The organism is Cyanobium sp. ATX 6F1 (genome assembly GCF_024346315.1).
GTDB lineage: Bacteria > Cyanobacteriota > Cyanobacteriia > PCC-6307 > Cyanobiaceae > ATX-6F1.
On record NZ_JAGQCS010000010.1, the window covers coordinates 58,005 to 78,315 of the forward strand.

Sequence of the window (20,311 nt, forward strand, 5' to 3'; positions counted from 1 at the left end):
ACGTGAGCCGATTGTGCCAAAGGCTCAGACGATGAAGTTGATGTCGGTGGTCTGGAACAGATCCTTGCCACTGATCAGCGTGGTTGTGGCGTGGGCTGCCGTGAAGATGATCGACTGACCACCGTTGGTGATCGAGGCGCTGATCCCCTTGTCGACAACAATCTTGTCGACACCACTGGTGAAGTCGGTGACGGTGTCTTTGCCCCCAACGAAGGAGTGAGCACTGAAGAAGAGGGTGTCGTTGCCGGTTCCCAGGGTGATCAGATCGCTGCCCTTCCCTGCCAGCACCCAGTCGTTGCCTGCTCCGGCATCGATCGTGTCCTTGCCAGAACCGCCGAAGATCTTGTCGTTGCCGTCACCACCAAAGATTTTGTCGTTGCCAGCGCCGCCGTAGATGGTGTCGTTGCCCGCACCGCCTTCGATCGAGTCATTACCCTTGCCGCCACTGATCCAGTCGTCGCCGTCGCCGCCACTGATCAGATCGTTGCCGGATTCGCCCAGCAGGATGTCGTTGCCGTCACCTCCGTTGATCAGGTCATTGCCGGAACCACCGAAGATCAGGTCGTTGCCAGCGCCGCCATCGACAAGGTCATGGCCCTTGCCAGCGAGAATGAAGTCGTTGCCTTGGCCGCCGTTGACCAGATCGCTGCCCTTCTTGGCCGTGATCAGATCGCTATCCGTGGTGCCGCTCAGCAGATCGGACTTGTTGGTGCCAAAGAGGAGGTTGGGGTCGCTGTAGTCGCCCCAATTAATGGGTGGAAGAAGCGGTTCTGACATCGGGCTGCAGCGATGGGTAGCGATAAGCTAAAGGAGATCGGCCTGCGAAGTCAAGCGAGTTAAGTTTTGATTTGCTGACATGCGCCGAACCTGGGTTCTTGACTTACCCCAGAAGCCCAGCTAACTGGAGCGTTGTGAAGGCTCTCGTGTCGGGTGCTACGGGTTTCTCCTTTTTTCATGGAACCCTCAGATTCGTTGGTTCACCGAGCCAAAGGAAGCTTGACGTTCGGCCGCCGCCGCGGGCCCTGAGCTGGGTGAATCCCGATTCGAATGGGCCGTTCAAGGCAAAAAAAAGGCCTCCAGGGGAGGCCGTTGCTTGATTGGTGGGCTGTGCAGGCTTAGCCGATGAAGTTGACCTGTTGAAGATCTGTTGCTGCGAACAGCCCCGACTGACTGGTGACCGTTGTTGTGGCACCACTGGCAACGATGGAAAGAACAACGGACAGACCGTCAGAGCTGATCGTGGCCGTAATTCCGGCGTCGAAGGTGAGTTTGTCAACTCCAGAGGTGAAGTCCTGCCAGATATCGGTTGAGGCGCCGATTTGGTCAGCCGTGTAGTAAAGGGTGTCGATGCCGAGTCCAGTGAAGATGCTGTCGCTGCCCGCACCGCCACGAACCAGATCGTTGCCGCCACCAGAGCTGATCGAATCGTCTCCAGCGCCGCCACGAATGTAGTCGTTCTGGCTGGAGCCGATGATCGAGTCGTTGCCTGTGCCACCGTGGACGTAGTAAGCAAAGCCACCGCCACCCGAAGGTGCTTGGCCACCGGCTGATTGGGCCACAGTCTCGGTCGAGCCAATGGAATCGCCCGAGACTGCGGCAGTCGTGTCAACGACACCGCCGTTGTAAGGAACGGTGGGATCGCCGAGGGTGATCGCTTTGCCGGCATCAGGAATCGGCACACCGGCCGAATCCAAAAGCTGGACGGATTCAACGATGGCACCGTCACCGATAACAGCAACGTTGGCGGCCCCAGTGCCGAGGTTCAGGGTATTGTTCAGGCCGGAAACAACGACGTTGGCTGTCTGTCCTGGTGCCGCATTGGTTGTAGTGAAGGTCTGGCTGCTGCCGGTCAGCTGAACGGGGGCAGTGGTGGCATCGACCGCATTGACATCTGAGCCCGCAGGAACATCTGCTACAGCTGTGGGATCGGTAAATACTGGTGATGAAGGGAGAGTGGGTTCTGACATATTTAATGTTCGAGAGCAATTTGTTGGTGCAACCTTACCACGGGCAACTTAGGTTTCAAGGCCTCCCCCTCGCATTGTTCAGTAAATTCTCTGAAATAGCCAGGGAATGCACGGGATTGCTGATGTCGTGGGGACAATCTCAAATTCGTCCACTTGGCGCGGGAGTGCTTTGGTGCTGGTGCTCAGTAGGTCGAAAATCCAGTCCTGGAGAGGGGTTTGGGGCTGCTCCTCGCTGGGGGAGGGGGTCCGAATGGCGCCTTGATCCTCTTGAGATCTGGTTCACAAGCGCCTTGGCGTGAATGTCAGGGGTTGCTGATGGGGGTCCTCCAGGCGCAAGAGGGGGGGTGATTCGTTTTGAAAATGTATTTTTTACGACGGCAACAGGGCCTCGAAGCGCCTCCGCTCAGGTCGATTCGGTGGCTCGCGCGAACAGCTCCCAGCCGCTGAAGCGCCCCAGCGAGCGGCCTGGCAGTTGGATCAGGCCCACGGGCGCCAGCACCAGGCCTGCGCCCCTCAGTGACGAGCCCAGCAGTGCCGAGCGCAGCAGGAGTGGCAGGTGGCGGCCTGCCGGGCGCTCGATCACGGTCAGATCGATGCGCTCCAGCTCGCTCAGGCGCCGCAAAGGCCGTTCAGCTTGCACCGAGAAGCCCGCGGCACCGAGCGCTTCGGCCACCCGGAATGGATCACGGCTGGCCACGGGGATGACCTCAGGCGGCGTCGTCCAGGCCCCGGCTTCGAGCAGCCAGCGCAGGGCCTCGCCATGGCGCCCCTGGATCAACACCACCCCGGCCTCGACCGTTTTCAGCAGGTTGCGCAACCGAAGCCGCGCATCGAGCGCTGGGGGCTCGGGCCAGCGGCGTCCCAGGCTCGCCCGCCGCTGCAGGCGCAGCCTTTCCCGATCCAGGGAATCCAGGAAGGCCGCGTCGTCGGGCAGGGCTCCGAGTTCCCTCAGGCGTTCGTAGGTGGTCCAGCCGCGGCTGGCCGCCAGGGCGTTGGCGCGCAGCTTGAGGCCCCAGGGGTGGGAGGCCGCGTAGCCCAAGCCGGCTTCAGCGCATTCCAGGGCCTCATCGAGGGCCCCTTGGTCCAGCAGCAGCCTTGCCAGCTGGAACCACATCAGCGGCTGGTCGGGTTGGGCCTTAAGGCTCAGTCGGCTCCAGAGTTCACCCTGGTGGGCGTTGCCACAGGCCCGTTGCACCTGGGCCAGACGCGTGGCGAGCAAGGGATCCTCCAGGGCCTCGCGCATCAGGGGATCGAGGGCCGCCAGGGCCGCCCGCGGGGCCTGGGCCGCCAGCAGCCGCTGGCTCAGCTCCATCAGGGATTGCTTGCCGGGTGAGGGCTCCTCCCGTAGCCGGCGCACCCAGCCCTCCAGCTCGGCGGGGTGGGCCCCCTCATCGAGCCGTTGCTGCAGCCCTTTCCATGTTTCCGACCGCGGCGGCGGCGCGGTCGGGCGTTCGCCCCCTTCGAGCAATTGGAGCGTGGCCTCGCCGATGCCCTCAAGCAGTTGATCGGCGACCGGGGGCAGCAGGCCCCAGGTGCGCCAGCGGGCGGCGGCGGCCGTGGCTCCCACCGCCACCAGCCGCTCGGCCAGCACCTCGCAGTCGGCGGGGTCGGGCTCGCCGGCTAAAGCCGCAGCGGCCAGTCGGTCCAACAGGTCACGGTCGGTGGTCAGGGCGCTCATGGCGTGCTCAGCAGGGCACTCAAGGCTTCGGCGCAACGGAGGGGATCGAGCTGGATGGGTTCCACCAGAGGGCCTTCAAACACCAATTCCCGGTAGAGGTGCGGCGTCTCGGCGGATTGGACGCAGCGGGCATACCGCAACGACTGGAACTGCACGATCCCATGGAAATAGGGCGGGGCGTAACGGGGTTGGTGCAGTTCCAATACCCGTGTTCCCGGCCGAGCGAACACCAGGCTGGCCAGGGCGCCGCCGTGGGGGGCCACCACCAGTTCGCTCTCGGCAAGGGCGGCCGCCTGCTCCTGCAGGCTGAGCGCCCCCAGGTCGATCGGCTCCAGCGCCAGCCCCAGCTGCTCAAGGTGCTCCAGCAGGGCCGCTTCGCCCCATACCGGCCGCCTGGCCGAGGCACCCCGCCCCAGCCACAGCCGCCGCCGACCAGCTGGCCCCTGATCGCCCGGCAGCAGCCGTTGGCGCAGCCAGTGCTGGGCCTGCGCCGAAGGCCAGCCAAAGCGACCGGCGTAGGCAGGCACCAGGAGCCGTTCCGCCCGGATATGGGGATGGACTCGGGCGTCGATCAGCTGGGCGGGATCCAGGCCCAGCAGCGTGCTGAGCACGCCCAGGCGCTGGGGGTCGTTGCCGCCGTTGTGCCAGATGTGCAGTTCCGCCCGCTCCGCGGGATCAAGGGCCTCCAGGGCCAGCCCCAGCCGCGGCAGCTGCTCCAGGAGCCAGTGGTAGTGGATCTCGGCCGAAAGATCCGCCACCGCCAGCACGCTGCCAGCCAGTTCCAGCGGTTCGCCGCCGGGCTCGGGTTCCGCAGCTGCCTCCAGTTCGGCCGCCGGAGCCCAGGCCGCCTCGGCGCAGGCCGGCCAGGCCTGGGGGTAGCGGCGGCAGAGGTCGGCGCGCCGGTTTCCGTCCCGATCCGCCACCACCACCGCTCCGCTGGAGCCCCAGGGGTTGGCGAGGGGCGGCCGCAGCCAGGCCCGTCCGCCGGGCAGGCAGGTGGGAGAAGCGCCGCTGTCGGCCCCAAGGGCGGCAAGGGGATCGGTGAAGGGCGGGATCCAGAGCTCGCAGCCGGGGGCCAGCGGCTGCCGCTCCCAGGCCCCCAGGCTGGCGAGGCCGCAGTCCAGGCAGTTGGGCCCGCGGCAGCGCCGACTGACCGCCAGGGGTTCGGGCCGATCACTCAGCCCGTCGAGGACTGAAGCGGGGAACGCTGCCGGGCCCGGCGGGTGGCTCTCCTCCAAACGGTCGGCGAGTTGTTCGAGCGCCAGCGCCCCGGTGGCCGCATGGGGGCGGTGCAGCCGTGCCAGGGCCCGTAGCAGGCGGGGATCGGGCCGCAGGGCGAAGGCCTGCTCCAGCCGGGCGATGGCGCTGTCGCCGCTCTGGCCCCAGCAGAGCCCTGCCCAGGCCGCCAGCAGCTCCACCAGGGCGTCCACCAGGGCGTCCACACCGTCCTGCCCACCGTCCCAGGCCAGCAGTGCCGCGCACCAGTCCAGCCCCTGGCAACGGACAGGGGAGACCGCATCGCTTTGCGAGCGCCAGGCGTTCGCCAGGAGCTGTGGCCCCCAGGGCGCCCCATCCAACACAGCTAGCTCAGCGCCCAGTTGCCGCTGCCAGAGGGCCAGGCCGGCCCTGGCGTAGCCGAAGGCCAGCAGGCTCCAGCCCCGTTGCTGGTTGGCCGCTGCCGTGGCCAAGGCGGTGGGGGATGGTTCGGGAAACGGCTGGCGGTCACGGCCCCGCAGGTAGCCCGCCACATGCGATTCCAAGCTCTGCCAGGCCGGATGGGCCAGCAGGGTGGCGGAGCTGAACGCTTGGCCCTCCCGCTGGCTTCCCTTTTCCACCGCCTGGGCCAGGTGCAGCCAGGTGCGCGCCGGTCCCTGGGGGCTGGCGCCCCAGGCCGTGCGCCAGAGCTCCTGGGCTAGCGCGTCGTCGCCTTCGCTCCAGGCCTTCCAGGCCGACCACGACCGCGCCCCCAGCAAGAGCTCCGCCTGTCGTTCCGCCAGGGGGTGACCAAGGGGCAGCTCCTTCAGCCGCTGCCCCAGCACCCACAACAGCGCTTCGCTCTGGGGGCGCAGCCGGCGACTGGCCCCGCCCGGATGCACCCGGTAGCCGCACAACACCTCCTCCACCCAGGCCCCGCGCACCCCGGCCAGGGCCAGCCGCAGCAGCAGGTCCACGTCCTCGGCATGGCGCAGGCCGGGATCGAACCCCCCCACCTGCTCAAGGGCACTGCGGCGCAGCATCCAGGCGCTTGGCAGCACCGCCTTGTGGCGAAAGGCCGCCTCCGGATCGAAGCCGGCCCCCTCCAGCCAGGGCTTCACGGTGTGGAACCCGCTGCCGCTGTTGGCCCCATCGTCAGGGCCGGCGGCTTCCTCGCTGAAGCGGTTCCAGCCACAGAGCACCTGCCCCAGCTCCGGCTGGCGTTCCAGCCGCTGCGCCTGGGCCGCCAGCCGCTGCCCGAGGCAGAGGTCATCGCCATCGAGGAAGGCCACGAGCGGGGCCGTTGCCGCCTGCCAGCCGGCGTTGCGCGCCGCCGAAACACTGCCGGCTCCCTCCATCCGCAGCAGGCGCAGCGGGGCCTGCTGGCCCAGCTGCTGCCAACAGCGCCGCAGCACCTCGGCCGAGCCGTCGCTGGAGCCGTCATCCACGGCCACAAGCTCGTAACTCACCCCCCGTTGATCGGCCAGGGACGCCAGGGTGGCGGACAGCCAGGGGGCCGCGTTCCGGAACGGAACCACCACGGAAACCCGTGCAATCATTGGGCCCACTGAGCCATGGTGGCCGCTTGAGCATGGGATACGGAACCACTCCCCCCTGGCAACCCCAACCTTCCCAACCGACGAGGCCCAGTCTGCGCAGGGCCCTGATCCATTGGCTGGGCGGCCAGGGGGGCCCCGGTGCTTCGGCAGCACCTGCTTCCGCCCCTTCTTCCGCCCCCACCTATCAACCCCAGGGGATGCCACCGGCTGGTTTTGCCGCCCCCGCGCCTCCACCGCCGGCCGATCCGGCCCAGGTGTTGCAGCAGGCCGAGCGTTACTTCGCCTACGCCGAGCTGCTGGCGCACCAGGGCTCCGGCGATCTGGCCGGAGCGGTCTACCGCCAGGCCTACGTGGGCTTGCGGGCGCTGTTCGGCGCCGCTGCGCCGTCGGGTGTGTTCGCGCAGCCCGTGCTGCCCCCGGCGCGATCGGCTCAGGCTCCCAACGCCGTGGCCCCTGTCCCGTTCCGCGGCGCCCCCCCCGCGCCGGTGTCCATGGACCAGCTGCTGAGGCCCCTCAAGGAACGGCTGAGCACAGCCACGGCCGTCGAGGTCGAACAGCAGCTTTTGGGGATGCTGGGTCAGGGCCAGCGCCATGAAGACCTCACCAACCTGCTGGGGCTGGCCACCCTGCTGCAGGATCGCCGCGACGAGGCCGAGCGCTGGTTCCGCGAAACCGTGACCATTAATCCCCGCCATTACCGCTCCCTGGTGAATCTTGGCGGCCTCTGCCTCACCACCGGTCGCCCGGAGGAGGCGGTGCAACTGCTCTCCCGTGCCATCGAGCTCACCGATCCCAACTCCTCTGAGGCCCTGGCGGCCCTCACCAACCTCACCCTGGCGAACCAGCAGCTGGGGCGACCGATGGATGCCGCCCAGTTGGCGCTGCGCATCTTCCGCATCAAGCCCGATCACCTCCGCCCCGAGAGTCTGGCCTCCGCCTCACAGACCCTCGAAGAGATGGGCGATGACCAATCGGCGATCGAGTTGCTGCAGTACCTGCGCGGCCGTGGGGCCGGTCCGGAGCTGATCCGGCGCCTGGCGCAATTGCTCGAGCGCCGTGGCGACTTCCAGCAGGCGGCCATGGTCTACCGCGATCTGCTGGCCAACCCTGGAGCGGCGACCCAAGCCCCATGAGCGAGCAGAACCTGCCCCCGGCCGTTCAATCCCTCAGCGATAACCTTCCCCTCCCCAACGCAGATCTGATTCGTTCCCTGGCCGCCGCAGAACTGCTGGAGGCCTACCTGCAGCGCCAGATGCTGGAAGCCCTCTGCGATCAATTGGGCGGACCGGATTCCGACCGCGCTGACGATCCCAGTGAGGCCCTGCTGGCTTACGGCAAACGCCAGGGCCTGGCCTCGTTGGAGGAGCTCGATGACTGGCGCCAGAGCCGTGGCCTTGGCCTGGATCAGCTGGAGCGCCTGGTGGGCTTCGAGGCCAGGCTCCAGCGGGCCAGCGAGACCCTTTGGGCCTCGGAGGTGGCCTCATTGTTTCTGCAACACCGCGCCGACTTCGACCAAGTGGTGATGAGCGTGGTGCGCATCGACGACGCCGACCTGGCCACTGAGCTGTTCTTTCAGATGCAGGAGGGTGAGCTGAGCTTCCCGGAATTGGTGGAGAACTACGCCCAGGGGCTCGACCGCACCAACCGCGGCATCATCGGCCCGATCCGCGTGCAGCAACTCAATCCCCTGCTGGCCAAGGTGGTGCGCCGCTACAAGCCCGGTGTGCTGATTCCTCCCCTCGATGTCAATGGTCGCGTTCACCTGATGCGGGTCGAATCCCTCCAACCCGCCCAGCTCGATGGCCCCCTGCAGGATCAGCTGTTGATTCGCCTGCGCAGCCAGTGGCTCAGCCAACAGCTGCTGCGCTTGCGCCAGCGCCTGTTGGAGGCCGCTTGGGCCAGCCCTGAGGTGATCACGGCGGAGGTGGTGGCCTGATGACGAGCTCCAACAGCCTCGCCCAGATCCTTGCGCGCACGCCCCTTCTTCAGGGCTGCCCCGGGCCGTTCATCGCCGCCTTGGCCGAGCAGTCGCGCATCGTGCAGCTGCCCATGGGCCAGCCCTTTCAGCGGGCCGGCCAGCTGCCCCCCGGGGTCGCCCTGCTGCTGGAGGGCCGCCTGCGCCGGCTGCTCTCCAAGCCCGGCGCCGCCCCCTGGAACCTGGGCTTCGTCGAGCCCGGCGACTGGGTGAGCTGGAGCGCCATCTGGCGCGCCGAACCGGAGGTGACCCTCACCGCCTCCAAGCCCAGCGCCCTGGTGCTGATCCCCGCCGCCGTGGCCCGGGCGGCCCTGCAGCAGGAGCCCACCCTGCGCGCCGCCCTTTCCAGCCCCAGCTTCGAGGAGGTGGCCGTGCTCATGGCCGCCCATTGGGAGCAGCAGGGCCTGCAGCAGCAGGACCCCCTGCCGCGCCTGCGTCAGCTGCAGCGGGAAAGCCGCTTGCTCAGCCCCGAGGAGCAGCTCCCCGAGGGCCATCTGATCATCTACAGCGGTCCCGGTCAGCCCGGCGGCCTGCAGACGGGTGAGCGCCTGGCACCGGAATCAAGCCAGTGGCGCCAGCCCATCGATGGCCTGCCGCCGCGGGTGCTGGCGGTGCCCGAGGGGGCCCTGGCGGCCCCCCTGCCCGCCGATGTGGAGCCCGACACCACCGGTGCTGCGGCCCTCACCGTGCGCCGCAGCACCTCGCTGGTGGGCACCCCGTTGGAGGCGGAGCCTGTCGAGGATCAGCCCGACCACCAGGCCGCCAGCGATCCGGACATCAGCTTCAGTGCCAGGGCTGGGGCCGCCAGCAGCCGCGTGGACCAGGCCCTGGCCTGCATCCTCCACCTCACCGCCTCCCGCCGGATCTCCTTTTCCGAAGATCTGGTGCGCCGCAACCTCCTCGATGTGGAGGAGCGCCTCGGAGCCCTCAAGTTGCCCCAGGTGGGCCTGCAACTGGAGGCCCTGGGCTTCGAGACCCGCCCCCTGCGCGCTCGCCCCTGGGACCTGGCGCGCATGGAGCCCCCGGCGATGCTCGACATCGACGGGGCCCTGGTGTTGATGCTGGCCGCCAGCGGCGGCGGCGTGTTGATCGGTGATCCGCGCTTCGGCCTGCGCCGCTATGGGCTGCGCCAGCTGGAGCAGCGCTTCCCCGAAGGTCTCGATCTGCTCGTGATCCGCCAGGGGCGCCTGGAGCGCGAGAGCACCGAGTTCGGCCTGGGCTGGTTCCTGCCCGCCTTCCTGCGCTACCCCAACCTGCTCTCGCTCACGCTGCTCACGGGCTTCGTGGCCAAGATGCTCGAAGCGGTGTTTCCGCTGGGAGTGCTGTTGCTGCTCAATGAGGTGGTCAGCAAGAACAACCAGTCGTTGCTGGTGCCCCTAACCCTCATTTTGGTGGTGGCGGCCGTCGCCGCTTCCTTGCTCGGTGGTGTGCGCGCCCTGATCACCGCCGATCTCTCCGATCGGGTCGATGTGCGCCTCGGCTCCACCGTGGTCGAACATCTGTTGCGCTTGCCGCTGCCCTACTTCGAGCGTCGTTCGGTGGGCGCCATCTACTACAACATCAATCAGCTTTACCAGATCCGGCAGTTCCTGGTCGACCAATTGCTCGGCGTGGGCCTCGATGTGGCCTTCAGCGTGGTCTTCCTGGTGGTGTTGCTTGCCATCAACCCCACCCTCACGTTGATCATCCTGGTGATGGTGCCGATCCTGGCCGTGCTCAATCTCACCACCACGCCGGTGCTGCTGCGCCTGATCAACCAGAGCACGATGTATGCCTCTTCGGCGGGTTCCTATCTCGTCGAAGTTCTGGGCGGCATGCGCACCGTCAAGAGCCAGAACTTCGAGGTGGAGGCGCGCTGGGAATGGCTGGATCGCTACCGCCGCTACACCAACGCCCGCTTCCGCATCACCCAGCTCAGCAGCCTCACGGGCGAAACCGCCAAGCTTGTGAGCCATCTGATCGAGATCACCACGTTCGTGGTCGGGGCGAACCTGATCCTGGCCAACCAGCTCAGCATCGGCGCCCTGATCGCCGTGCGCCTGCTTTCCGGCCAGCTGGTCTCACCCCTGATCAAGCTCTCCTCGCTCTGGCAGGCCTTCCAGGAGATGCGCAACTCCCTGGGCTGCATCGGTGATGTGATGAACGCCATCCCCGAGGTGGGCGAGGAGGATCTCCAAGCCCTGCCCCTGCCGCCCATCCGCGGTGAGCTCCGCTTTGAGGGGGTGAGTTTTCGCTACGGCGACCGCGGCCCGCTGCTGCTCGATGAGCTCGATCTGCACATCGAAGCCGGCCAGCTTGTGGGCATCGTGGGCCTCAGCGGCAGCGGCAAGAGCACCCTGGTGCAGATGATCGATCGCCTCTACAACCCCAAGGGCGGCCACATCTACCTCGATGGCTACGACATCGAGAAGGTGCAGCTCGCCAGCCTGCGCCGCCGCATTGGCTACGTGCCCCAGGAGAGCCTGCTCTTCGGAGGCACCGTGCTCGACAACATTCGCCTCAACAACCCCGACGCCGACATGGAGGCCGTGATCGCCGCCGCCAAGGTGGCCGCCGCCCACGAGTTCATCCTCGAGCTGGCCAATGGCTACGCCACCCCCCTCGGGGAGCGGGGCTCAGGCCTCAGCGGCGGCCAGCGCCAGCGCATCTGCCTGGCCCGCACTGTCCTCCAGGATCCCTCCTTCCTGATTCTCGATGAGGCCACCTCCGCCCTCGACGCCGACACCGAGCAGCAGGTGTGCAGCAACCTCTCCCACACCTTCCAATCCACCACGGTGCTGTTCATCACCCACAGGCTCACCACCTTGGTGAACGCCGATCGGATCATCTACATGGAAAAGGGTCACATCATCGAAGATGGCAGCCATGCGGACCTGGTCCGTGCCGGCGGCGCCTACGCCACCCTCTACGCCCAACAGACCAGCAGCCGCGGAGCAACCTGAGCGATGGCCAACGAACCGCGGCGCTGGAACCCCTTCACCAGGCGCACCAAGCCCCAATCCCAGGCCCTTTCCAACCGGGGCGCCGATCGCACCAGCCTGGCGCGGCCCATGGACCTGCGCCTGGAAAGCCGCCCCACCCCCCTGTTCCCGATGGTGCTCGGCGGCTCGGTGGCGGTGCTGGTGATCACCGCCGTGGGGGCGGCCGCCTTCGTCAAGGTGGATCAGATCGTCACGGTGCAGGGCACCTTGAAAACCAAGCGCTCCACCCAGGACATCAAACCGGATCAGCCCGGCGTGGTGACCGCTGTGCTGGTGAAGGAAGGGCAGCTTGTCGAGAAGGATGCGCCCCTGGTCACCCTCGACACCACCATCCTCAAGGGGCGCCAGCAGGCCCTCTCCACCCAGCGCACCCAACTCACCACCAGCAGCCAGGCGGAGGTGAGCCGCCTGCAGGGGGCCCTGGCCCAGCTGGATTCCACCGAGATCGGGCTCCAGAGCCAGATCGCCATCAACCGCCAGCAGCTCGAGTCCCTGCGCGCCCTTGAACGCCAGGGGGCGGCCTCGCGCTTCCAGCTGCTCGACTACGAGAAAACCGAAGCCCAGCTGGAGGCCCAGCTGCGCCAGAACGCCGACGAGCGCATCAAGCTGCGGGCCGAATCCTCCCAGCGCCAGGCGGAGCTGGCCCGCTCCCGGGCCGACAACCAGGCCAACACCGTCGAGAACACCGAACGGCTCCAGCGGGTGGTGCTGCGCGCCCCCGTGGCCGGCACGATCCTCAATCTCAAGGCCAAGGGCAGCCTCGTGGTGGGTGCCAACGAGGTGCTGCTGCAGCTGGTGCCCAGCGACAGCCTGCGGGCCGAAGCCTTCGTGGCGAATCAGGATCTGGCCTTCGTGCGGCCTGGGCAAACGGCCGACATCGCCTTGGCCGCCTACGACCGCAGCAAGTACGGAACCATCGGTGGCACCGTGACCACGATCGGCACCGATGCCCTGCCCCCCGATGCCACCTACAAATTCACCCGCTTCCCCATCGATCTCAAGATCGCCCGTCAATACGTTGAATCGGCCGGCAAGCGCTACCCCCTCCAGGCCGGCATGGCCCTCACCGCCGACCTGCGCCTGGAGAAGCGCACCGTGCTCGATCTGTTCATGAGCTCCGTCCTGCGCAACACCGACGCCGTTCGCACGATCCGCTGAGGCCCCGGTGCGGGTGCTGCTGGTTCACCAGAACTTCCCCGGCCAGTTCCGCCACCTGGCTCCGGCCCTCCAGGCCGCGGGCCATGCGGTGGCGGCAATCGGCAACCGCACCGATGTGCCCCCCCTTCCGGGGGTGCGCTATCTCCCTGCAGGCGGCGATGTGGGCGACGAGCTGCGCCAGCCCAGCGCCGAAGCCCGCTGCCAGCGGCAGTTCGCCCAGGGGCGGCGGGTGGCTATTCAGCTCCAGGTCCTCGCCCAGCGGGGCTGGCACCCGGAGGTGGTGGTGGGCCATCCGTTCTGGGGGGATCTGCTTTTCCTCGACGATGTGTTCCCCGGGGTGCCGCTGGTGGCCCTGATGGAGATGGATCTGCTGGGTGTGCCATCTCTTGATGGCGCCCCCCGGCCCGCCGGCCCAGGCCTGCTGCAGTGGACCACCCTCCAGGCCGCCCGGCGCATGGCCGCCGGCCTCACGGCCACGCGCTTCCAGCTGTGCACCTTCCCCGCCTGGCTCCAGCCGCGCATCGCCGTGATCCACGAGGGCATCGATCTGGAGCGTTGCCGGCCCAGCCCGGTCAGCAGCCTGCGGCTGCCCGATGGCACCTTGCTGCGGGGCGGCGAACCGCTGATCACCTACAGCAGCCGCAGCCTGGAGCCCCTGCGCGGCTTCGACACGTTCATGCGGGCCCTGCCGCAGGTGCTGGCGCAGCACCCGGCCGTGCGGGTGGTGATCTGCGGCGAGGACCGCAGCGCCTATGGGCCGTCCCCCTCCGCTGGCAGCAGCTGGAAACAGGAGCTGTTGCGGGAGCTGGGATCCCGCCTTGATCCGGGCCGGGTGCACTTCCCAGGTCTGTTGCCCCATGGGGCCCTGCTCGATCTGTTCCGCCTCAGCGCCGCCCACGTGTATCTCACGGCCCCCTACGTGCTCAGTTGGAGCCTGCTGGAGGCCATGGCCTGCGGAGCCCTGGTGGTGGGCTCCCGCACCGCCCCGGTGGAGGAAGTGATCGAGCACGGCCAGGAGGGGCTGCTGGTGCCCTTCGATCGACCGGAGGCCCTCTCCGGCGCGCTGCTCCAGGTGCTTCGCCAGCCGGCCTCCTTCGCCCACCTGCGCCTGGGTGCCCGGCGCCGCATGGCCCGGGAGTTCGACCATCGCCGCTGTCTGGACAGCCAGATCGAGCTGATCGCAGCCGTGGCCAGGGGCGAGGATCCCCTGGCCACGGAACCCGCGCCCTCCCATGGCTGAGCAGGACCCGCGCCAGATCTGGTGGGAGCAGGCCCGCGCGGCCCTGGCGGAGCAGGACTGGCCGCTGCTGGAGGGCAGCTTGCTGCGGATCCTGGAGGTGAGCCCGGGGCAGGCTGAGCTACTCGATCTCCTCGGCCATGCCCTGCTGATGCAGGGTCAGTTCACCCGCTGCCGCGAGGTGCTGGAGCAGGCCCTGGCGGCTGGCAGCACCAGCTTTTGGACGCCCCACAAGCTCGGCGATGCCCACCGTGGCCTGCAGCGCCCCGCCGCCGCCATCCCCGCCTATGAGCAGGCGCTGCAATGGGGCAGCGACAGCCCGATCACCGTGCGCAATCTGCTGGAGGTGCTCCATGGCGATGGGGCGATCAAGGCCCTGGGCCGCCTGGAGCGGCTGGCGGCCGAAGCGCCTCAGCCCTGGAGTTGGCAGGAGCCCGCCCCCTGGCTGCAGGGGGCCATGGACGCGGCCACCCGGGTGCAGGGCACCGCCCTGGCGGAGTGGCTCTGCGTGAGGGGCTGCCCCGATCCGGCCGTGCGGGCGGTGGTCTGGCAGGAGAGCCTGCACCGGCTGGATCTGCCGGCCACCCTGGAGCTGCTGGGTGGCAGTTCCCTTCCCCTCGAGCGCGCCCTGAACGCCCGGATCGAGGCCCTACTCCAGGGCCCGTAGGGGGTGATCGGCCGCCAGGCCTCGGGCCAGTTCGGCGCGCCCCGGCTGGCGCAGCAGGCACCCCAGCCGCTGGCGCACGACCGCCGCCAGGGTGTCCGGGGCCAGCCGCTGGCGCACCGCCGAGCGCCCCGCCTGGGCCAGGCGCCGGTGGTACGCGCCATCGAGGGCCAGTCGCCGCAGGGCCGCCGCCGCTCCATCCAGGTCGGGTTCGGCCCAGGGCCAGCCCTCGCGGTAGTCGCCTTCGGTGCGCCGGATCGGCACCAGGCGATGGGGCACCAGCTCGGCGCTGCCCGGAGGCATGAAATCCAGATTGCCGGAGTAGCCCGTGGCCACCACCGGCAGGCCCCCCGCCATCGCCTCCGCCAGGGTGAGCCCGAAGCCCTCGGCCCGGTGCAGGCTCAGCAGCACGTCGGCCTCGGTGTAGAGGGCATCCAGCTGCTCCAGGGGCAGGTGGCGATCGAGCACGTGGATGCGCGGGTCGCTCCGGGCCCGCTCCCGCAGCGCCTCAGCGGCATCCGGAAATTGGAGTCCGCTGGAGAGTTTGAGCACCAGCCGGGCGGGGGGAAGCGTCGCGCTCCCACCCGCTTCCGTTCCACGGCCTGGGGGAAAGGCCCGCAGGAAGGCCTCGATCGCCCCCACCGGGTTCTTGCGCCCCACCGTGCTCCAGAAATCGAAGGCGAACAGCACCGTGAACGGCGCTCCGGGCCGCCGGGGGGGCACCGTCAGCCGCCGCTGGGCCAGCCGATCTGCCCGGCGCCAGTCGATCAGGTGCGGCAGCGCCGACACGGGCACCGGGCTGCGCAGCGCCAGGGCCTGGGCCGTGAAGGTGGAGGGGCACCAGAGCTGGTCCAGCCCCGCGAACCCTGCCTCCCAACCGCTGGGGAACGCCTCCAACTCCCAAGCCCAGTAGCCAATCCGTAGGGGCGCCCGCAGCTCGAGCCGCTCCAGCAGGCCATCGGTCTGTCGCAGCACATTGGGATTGGTGTGCACCAGATCGATCGCCGCTGGCTCCCAATCCCCTGACTCGGGCAGCGGTTGGTCGTTGATGTGGGTGGCGAGGGGGAGATCGCGCCACTGCACGTGCACACCGGCCGCCGCCAGGGCCCGGGCCGTGCAGCGGGCCCCCTCCCCCAGCCCGAAGCCCCCGCTCAGGTGGCCCCAAAGGTTGACGGTGAGCGCGATCGCCCTGGCCCAGCTCGGGCGATCATGGCACCGGCGGTCTGAGCGGCGCCCGATCTTGTGACCGTGGTGCCTGAACCTTCCACCACCAACCCCGAACACTGGTACCGCCAGGGGGCCCAGGCCCTCGGTGAGCACCAGCTTGAGGCGGCCGCCCAGGCGTTCTGGAGTTGCCTGGCCATTGACCCCCGCCACGCCAGCGCCCTGCACCTCCTCGGCAAGGTGCGGGAACGCCAGGGAGAATTCGAGGCGGCTTTGGCCCTGCAGCTGGGGAGCTGGCGCGAAGACCCCTCCCTGGGTTGGAACGCCTTCGCCGCCGCCGAGTTGCTGCGCCGTGACGGCCGTTGGGGCGAGGCGGCTGCCGCCTTCCGTGCGGCCCAGGAGGTGCTTCCCGATGAACGCTGGATCGCTCTCCAGGCCAGGGAAGCGGAAGGACTCGGGGTGTTCGCAGGCGAAAGGCTCGCCGGCGGGCTCAGCGCGGCGGCCTACCGGATCTGGTGCCGAAGCTTCGAGCCGGTTCTGTCGCCGCCGGCGGCCCAGGGGTCCGGCGGCGATCGGGCCGTTCGGGAGGCCTGGCACCTCGATTGTTCCCCGGAGGCCGTGCTGCACCCGGGAGCCCTCGACTGGCTGGCCGGCTGGCTGGCGGCCCAGCCCGATCGCGCCGACCTGCTCTACCCCGACGAAGACCAGCTGGATGGCGAGGGCCGGCGCCATGACCCCTGGTTCAAGCCGGGCTGGGTGAGCGAGAGCTTCTGGAGCACCCCCTGGCTGGGCAGCTGCGCCTTCTGGCGCCGCGACTGGCTGCACCAGCAGGGGTTGTCCCCCCTACCGCCCGGGGCCGATCCCCTGGAGCGCTGGCGCTGGCAGCTGGCCGCCCTGGAGCGCCGCCCCCGCATCGCCCACCTCGATCGGGTGCTGGTGCACCTCAAGCAGGGCCCGGCCCAAGACCCGGCCCCCTATGCCACCGCCTTGGCCGATCACCTGGGCCGCTGCGGTGAGGGACCAGTGCACGTGGAGCCAGGCCCTGCCACCGGTTTTCGCCTCACTTGGCCTGTGCCCCGCGCCCTCCGCCTCAGCGTGGTGGTGCTCACCCGGGACCGCCCCGATCTGCTGGAGCAGTGCCTCCATGGCGTCGAGGCCAGCAAGGGGGGACTCGATCTGGAGTGGCTCGTGGTCGACAACGGCTCCCGCCTGGAGGCCACCGCCGCCCTGCTGCGCCACTGGCGCCAGCGGCCCGGCAGTCGCTTTCGCGTGCGTTCCCTTGATCAGCCCTTCAACTGGAGCCTGCTCAACAACCGCGCCGCCGCCGAGGCTAGTGGTGAGCTGCTGCTGTTCCTCAACAACGACGTGTTGGTGCCTGCCGGGGTCGATCAAGACTGGTTGAAAATTTTGGCGGGCCAGGCCCTGCGCCCGGCCATCGGCTGCGTCGGTGCCCGCCTGCTCTATCCCGATGGCACGATCCAGCACGCCGGCCTGCTGCCCCTGATGGGCGCAGGCTGTGAGCATCCCTACCGGGGGTTGCCGCTGGAGCGCGCTCCCCACCGCGGTCGGCTCCATCAGCTCACGGGCTGGCCGGCGGTCACCGGCGCCTGCCTGATGCTGCGCCGGGGGCTCTTTCAGGCGGTCGGCGGATTCGATCCGGCGCTGCCGGTCGAGGGCAACGACGTGGATTTCTGTCTGCGGCTCGGGCGAGCGGGCTACCGGCACGTGGTCTGCCCGGAGGCCACGCTGCTGCACCTTGAGGCCGCCAGCCGCTCCCTCTCCACCAGTGCCACCTGGGCCCCAGCCCAGTCGCGGTTGATGCGCCGTTGGCCCGGGGCCATGGCCAGCGCAAGCCCCTGGTGGCCGGAGGCCTCAAGCCTTGAAACCACCGATGGCCGGCCCAGGGAACTGGCCGGCCGGGGCTGGTCCTAGCCGCCTGGCTGTCCCTCGAGGCCATCGAGGAACAGGCGGAACTGTTCGGTTGCCAGGGCCAGTTCCTGGAGTGGGGCCAGCGGCCCATCGAGCCCAGGCGGCGGGCCATCGGGCCAGAGGCTGAGGGCCGCGGCCTGGCGTTCCGCCCGTTGGGCCCGGGCCTCCACGCCCTCCAGCGCCCGCCGGAACAACGTGGTGTTCCCAGGATCCTGGGCCTCTTGCAGGGCCAGGGCCCGCTCGAAGGCCGCCTTGGCGGCGGTGGTTTCCCCCTGGGCCAAATGCAGCTGGCCGATCTCGAACCAGCACCAGGGGAAGGCCGGAGCGAGCTCCGCGCAGCGTTGCTGGGCCTGCAGCGCCTCCGTCCGCCGGCCCGTCTGCGCGAGGACACGCCCGTGAATGTGGTGGCTGTAGGCGAAGTCGCTGCGCCCCTGAACCGCCCGGGTGCTCAGGGCGAGGGCTTGGCGCAGATCCCCCAGCTCCAGGCAGGCCTTTCCAGCTAGGTAGCAGACGTGGGTCTCGATGGGCGCACCACGGCTGAGCCTCGGCAGTTGCTCCAACATGATCTGCTGGAGTTCCTGCCAATTTCCCTCGCCCTCCAGCAGACTGCCGAGGGTCCTCAGTAGCCGTTCATCTCCGGGCAGAGCCCGTAGCCCCTCGATCAGGGTCTGCTTCTGCACCGCAAGGGGACGAGGGCAGGCCCATTGTCCCGCCAGGCGCCGGGAGCTGACAACCAACCACGAAGTGACGGCCAAGGTGACCAGCGTTGATCAGCCCCTGGTGCCCCTCTCGGTCCAGGGTCTTTGGATCTATGGCTTGCCTGGCAGCCGCCTGGGCCTGCGGCGCTCCGCCGGTGCTCCAGCTCTCGACTCGCTCGCCCGCGGCCTTCACGACAACGAGACTTGGCGGGCCTGGATCTTCTATGGGCCGCCGGACCAGGCCCTCGCTGAGCTGTCCGATGGGGGCCCTGCCTCAGCCCCGGGAGCCGATCCCCTGGCCGATTGGCTGGAGCAGATGGATCTGGCCGTGCAGATCAAGCGACGGGCCCGGGAGCGCTTGCAGCTGGTGAACCTGGGCCACTCCACCTCGGCTTTGGAGGAGGCCCTGCGTCGGGAGCTGCCCGAGCTGGAGCAGGGCGTGCGTCGCCGTCGCTCCACCCGGGTGAGCAGCCTGCCCGCGGATGTGCTGCGGGCCACCACCTTGGCCCTGCTGCAGCTCAGGCCAGCCCTGCTCAACGGTTACCTCGACCTGGAGAGCTGGGCCGACCGCTACGGGCACGAGGGCGATGGGGACCGGTGGCGGGAGGCGTTCGATGGCACGGAACTGCTGCAGGCCCTGCACCGCTGGGACAGCCACCATGGGGCCCTCGGTGATCGGGATTCACGACTGGTGGGCCTGGAGCGCCAACTGAGCCGGGATCAGGAGGAACGCGACCTGCTGCTGGCCCACTTGCATCAGCTGGAGTTGGAACTGGACCATTACGTGGAGGAGCACGAACGCCTGGTCGATCTGGTGGCCAAGGTCGAGGCGCAGCTGGATCGGGCCCGGCGGTTGCTGGAGCAGGGGCGGTTCGCACGGCCTGCGGGCGGAAGGCCGTGAAGCCGGTGGCAGGGCGTGAACCCCTCTGGCTCCAGCGGGCCCAGGAGGCCAGGCGCCAGGCCGACCGCTTCGCTGCGGCCATGGCCTACCTGGATGGACTGGCCGAGGTCCCCACGGATCAGCGCCCCCTGAACGGTCTCTATTTCCTGGGCCTGGATCTGGAGGAACGGCGCCGGATCCTTCCCCGGCTGCAGGAGCTGTTGGCGCTGGCGCCTGAGCGGCCGCTGGCCCGCTTTCTGCTGGCCCACTGGCTCCACGATCTGGGGGAGCGGGAGCGCTCGCTCTCCATTAGCCGGGAGGTGGCCCGCACCGGCCTCGCTCCCCATCGCCTACGCCCCGACTCGGCCGTGGGAGCCGGCGGACAGCCGGATGCCCTGATCATCGGCGCCCCGAAATCCGCCACCACATCCCTGGCGGCCTACCTCTGCGGCCATCCCGCCATCTGGGTGCACCCCCTCAAGGAGCTGCATTTTTTCGACAATCACTGGGAACGGGGAGAGGAGTGGTACCGGGCCCAGTTTCCATCGCTGCGGCGAACCGGCTCCATCGTTCGCCTCGAAGCCACCCCCGACTACCTGCAGACACCGGAGGCCCCGGCCCGGGTGCAGAGCCTGCTGCCCGAGGTCCGCCTGATCGTGGTGTTGCGGGAACCGCTCGCGCGGGCGATCAGCTGGATCGGCCACATGCGCACCCAGGTGGGACTGGAGGGGGAGACGGAGGCGCTGCTGCGCCAGGAGATGGAAAACCTGGAGGCCCTTGATCCGGCCGAGCGTGCCCAACTGGGTTGGTTCTTTCCCAATGCCCTCAGTGGCAGCCTCTACGCCGATCAACTGGGTCGTTGGCGGAAGCATGTGCCGGCCGAGCGGATCCTGTTGTTGAGCTTCGAGGCGCTGGTGCTCAACCCCGAGCCCGTGCTGCGCCGCGTTCTGGCTTTTCTCGATCAGGATCCAGCGGGTCTTCCCCCCGGGCGCACCTATGTGGCCTACAACCGTGGACGCGAGCAGCTCCACCCGATCGATCCCAACCTGGCCCGTCGTTGCAGGGATGGGGTGCTGGCGGAGGCGATGGAGCTCTGGCTGGAGCTCTGAGGTTGCGAGTTGGCTCCATTATATTTCTATGAAGCCGGTGCTCGTCGTACACGTCTGCTTCTGTCGCCCCCTCTGCCAGGAAAGATGACGCCACTCCATTCCTACCACTTTTCCACCA

15 protein-coding genes are annotated in these 20,311 nt (G+C 68.8%); 9 read left to right on the forward strand and 6 right to left on the reverse strand.

Annotated features, from left to right (window positions below):
• Window positions 1-24: 24 nt before the first annotated feature.
• The 4 genes from KBZ13_RS13600 to KBZ13_RS13615 form a co-directional block, all read right to left on the reverse strand.
• Window positions 25-777 carry a calcium-binding protein gene (locus tag KBZ13_RS13600; protein WP_255010013.1) on the reverse strand — a complete coding sequence of 251 codons (753 nt, stop codon included), beginning with the start codon at window positions 775-777 and terminating at the stop codon, window positions 25-27.
• A 338-nt stretch (window positions 778-1,115) separates the two neighbouring features.
• On the reverse strand, window positions 1,116-1,967 hold the full coding sequence (locus tag KBZ13_RS13605) for a calcium-binding protein (protein WP_255010014.1): 852 nt from the start codon (window positions 1,965-1,967) through the stop codon (window positions 1,116-1,118).
• Window positions 1,968-2,370: 403 nt separating this feature from the next.
• The gene (locus KBZ13_RS13610) at window positions 2,371-3,645 is read right to left on the reverse strand and encodes a hypothetical protein (protein ID WP_255010018.1); all 1,275 of its coding nucleotides are present in this window, start codon (window positions 3,643-3,645) and stop codon (window positions 2,371-2,373) included.
• Window positions 3,642-6,380 (reverse strand): glycosyltransferase, encoded by a 2,739-nt coding sequence (locus KBZ13_RS13615; protein ID WP_255010021.1) that lies wholly within the window; start codon window positions 6,378-6,380, stop codon window positions 3,642-3,644. The genes KBZ13_RS13610 and KBZ13_RS13615 overlap by 4 nt, the downstream gene beginning before the upstream one ends.
• Window positions 6,381-6,595: 215 nt before the next feature.
• Here KBZ13_RS13615 and KBZ13_RS13620 point away from each other — a divergent pair, with 215 nt between their 5' ends.
• The 6 genes from KBZ13_RS13620 to KBZ13_RS13645 are packed head-to-tail and all read left to right on the forward strand — an operon-like array spanning window position 6,596 to window position 14,416.
• Window positions 6,596-7,531, forward strand: a complete 936-nt coding sequence (locus KBZ13_RS13620) for a tetratricopeptide repeat protein (protein ID WP_255010024.1) — start codon at window positions 6,596-6,598, stop codon at window positions 7,529-7,531.
• A complete protein-coding gene (locus tag KBZ13_RS13625) occupies window positions 7,528-8,334 on the forward strand; it encodes a peptidylprolyl isomerase (protein ID WP_255010026.1) in 807 nt (268 codons plus the stop codon). The genes KBZ13_RS13620 and KBZ13_RS13625 overlap by 4 nt, the downstream gene beginning before the upstream one ends.
• On the forward strand, window positions 8,334-11,315 hold the full coding sequence (locus KBZ13_RS13630) for a peptidase domain-containing ABC transporter (protein WP_255010028.1): 2,982 nt from the start codon (window positions 8,334-8,336) through the stop codon (window positions 11,313-11,315). The genes KBZ13_RS13625 and KBZ13_RS13630 overlap by 1 nt, the downstream gene beginning before the upstream one ends.
• Window positions 11,316-11,318: 3 nt before the next feature.
• Window positions 11,319-12,512: an HlyD family efflux transporter periplasmic adaptor subunit gene (locus tag KBZ13_RS13635; RefSeq protein WP_255010030.1), complete on the forward strand. Its 1,194-nt coding sequence runs from the start codon at window positions 11,319-11,321 to the stop codon at window positions 12,510-12,512.
• Window positions 12,513-12,519: 7 nt separating this feature from the next.
• A complete protein-coding gene (locus KBZ13_RS13640) occupies window positions 12,520-13,752 on the forward strand; it encodes a glycosyltransferase (RefSeq protein WP_255010032.1) in 1,233 nt (410 codons plus the stop codon).
• Window positions 13,745-14,416 carry a hypothetical protein gene (locus KBZ13_RS13645; RefSeq protein WP_255010036.1) on the forward strand — a complete coding sequence of 224 codons (672 nt, stop codon included), beginning with the start codon at window positions 13,745-13,747 and terminating at the stop codon, window positions 14,414-14,416. The genes KBZ13_RS13640 and KBZ13_RS13645 overlap by 8 nt, the downstream gene beginning before the upstream one ends.
• Here KBZ13_RS13645 and KBZ13_RS13650 read toward each other — a convergent pair.
• Window positions 14,399-15,733 (reverse strand): glycosyltransferase family 4 protein, encoded by a 1,335-nt coding sequence (locus KBZ13_RS13650; protein ID WP_255010038.1) that lies wholly within the window; start codon window positions 15,731-15,733, stop codon window positions 14,399-14,401. The genes KBZ13_RS13645 and KBZ13_RS13650 overlap by 18 nt on opposite strands.
• Between KBZ13_RS13650 and KBZ13_RS15760 the strand changes: the two genes are divergently transcribed.
• The gene (locus KBZ13_RS15760) at window positions 15,665-17,509 is read left to right on the forward strand and encodes a glycosyltransferase family 2 protein (RefSeq protein ID WP_255010039.1); all 1,845 of its coding nucleotides are present in this window, start codon (window positions 15,665-15,667) and stop codon (window positions 17,507-17,509) included. The genes KBZ13_RS13650 and KBZ13_RS15760 overlap by 69 nt on opposite strands.
• Here KBZ13_RS15760 and KBZ13_RS13660 read toward each other — a convergent pair.
• On the reverse strand, window positions 17,506-18,186 hold the full coding sequence (locus KBZ13_RS13660; protein ID WP_255010041.1) for a tetratricopeptide repeat protein: 681 nt from the start codon (window positions 18,184-18,186) through the stop codon (window positions 17,506-17,508). The two genes, KBZ13_RS15760 and KBZ13_RS13660, sit on opposite strands and share 4 nt — an antisense overlap.
• 64 nt (window positions 18,187-18,250) lie before the next feature.
• Between KBZ13_RS13660 and KBZ13_RS13665 the strand changes: the two genes are divergently transcribed.
• Both KBZ13_RS13665 and KBZ13_RS13670 read left to right on the forward strand, forming a co-directional pair.
• Window positions 18,251-19,105 carry a hypothetical protein gene (locus KBZ13_RS13665; RefSeq protein ID WP_255010043.1) on the forward strand — a complete coding sequence of 285 codons (855 nt, stop codon included), beginning with the start codon at window positions 18,251-18,253 and terminating at the stop codon, window positions 19,103-19,105.
• Window positions 19,102-20,193 carry a tetratricopeptide repeat-containing sulfotransferase family protein gene (locus KBZ13_RS13670; protein ID WP_255010045.1) on the forward strand — a complete coding sequence of 364 codons (1,092 nt, stop codon included), beginning with the start codon at window positions 19,102-19,104 and terminating at the stop codon, window positions 20,191-20,193. Before KBZ13_RS13665 ends, KBZ13_RS13670 begins: the two co-directional genes overlap by 4 nt.
• The last annotated feature ends 118 nt before the right edge of the window (window positions 20,194-20,311 follow it).

Bases quoted from the DNA above. Each gene is read 5' to 3' on its own strand.
- KBZ13_RS13600 (WP_255010013.1), bottom strand. From the start codon at position 777: ATGTCAGAACCGCTTCTTCCACCCATTAATTGGGGCGACTACAGCGAC.
- KBZ13_RS13605 (WP_255010014.1), bottom strand. From the start codon at position 1,967: ATGTCAGAACCCACTCTCCCTTCATCACCAGTATTTACCGATCCCACA.
- KBZ13_RS13610 (WP_255010018.1), bottom strand. From the start codon at position 3,645: ATGAGCGCCCTGACCACCGACCGTGACCTGTTGGACCGACTGGCCGCT.
- KBZ13_RS13620 (WP_255010024.1), top strand. From the start codon at position 6,596: ATGCCACCGGCTGGTTTTGCCGCCCCCGCGCCTCCACCGCCGGCCGAT.
- KBZ13_RS13625 (WP_255010026.1), top strand. From the start codon at position 7,528: ATGAGCGAGCAGAACCTGCCCCCGGCCGTTCAATCCCTCAGCGATAAC.
- KBZ13_RS13630 (WP_255010028.1), top strand. From the start codon at position 8,334: ATGACGAGCTCCAACAGCCTCGCCCAGATCCTTGCGCGCACGCCCCTT.
- KBZ13_RS13635 (WP_255010030.1), top strand. From the start codon at position 11,319: ATGGCCAACGAACCGCGGCGCTGGAACCCCTTCACCAGGCGCACCAAG.
- KBZ13_RS13645 (WP_255010036.1), top strand. From the start codon at position 13,745: ATGGCTGAGCAGGACCCGCGCCAGATCTGGTGGGAGCAGGCCCGCGCG.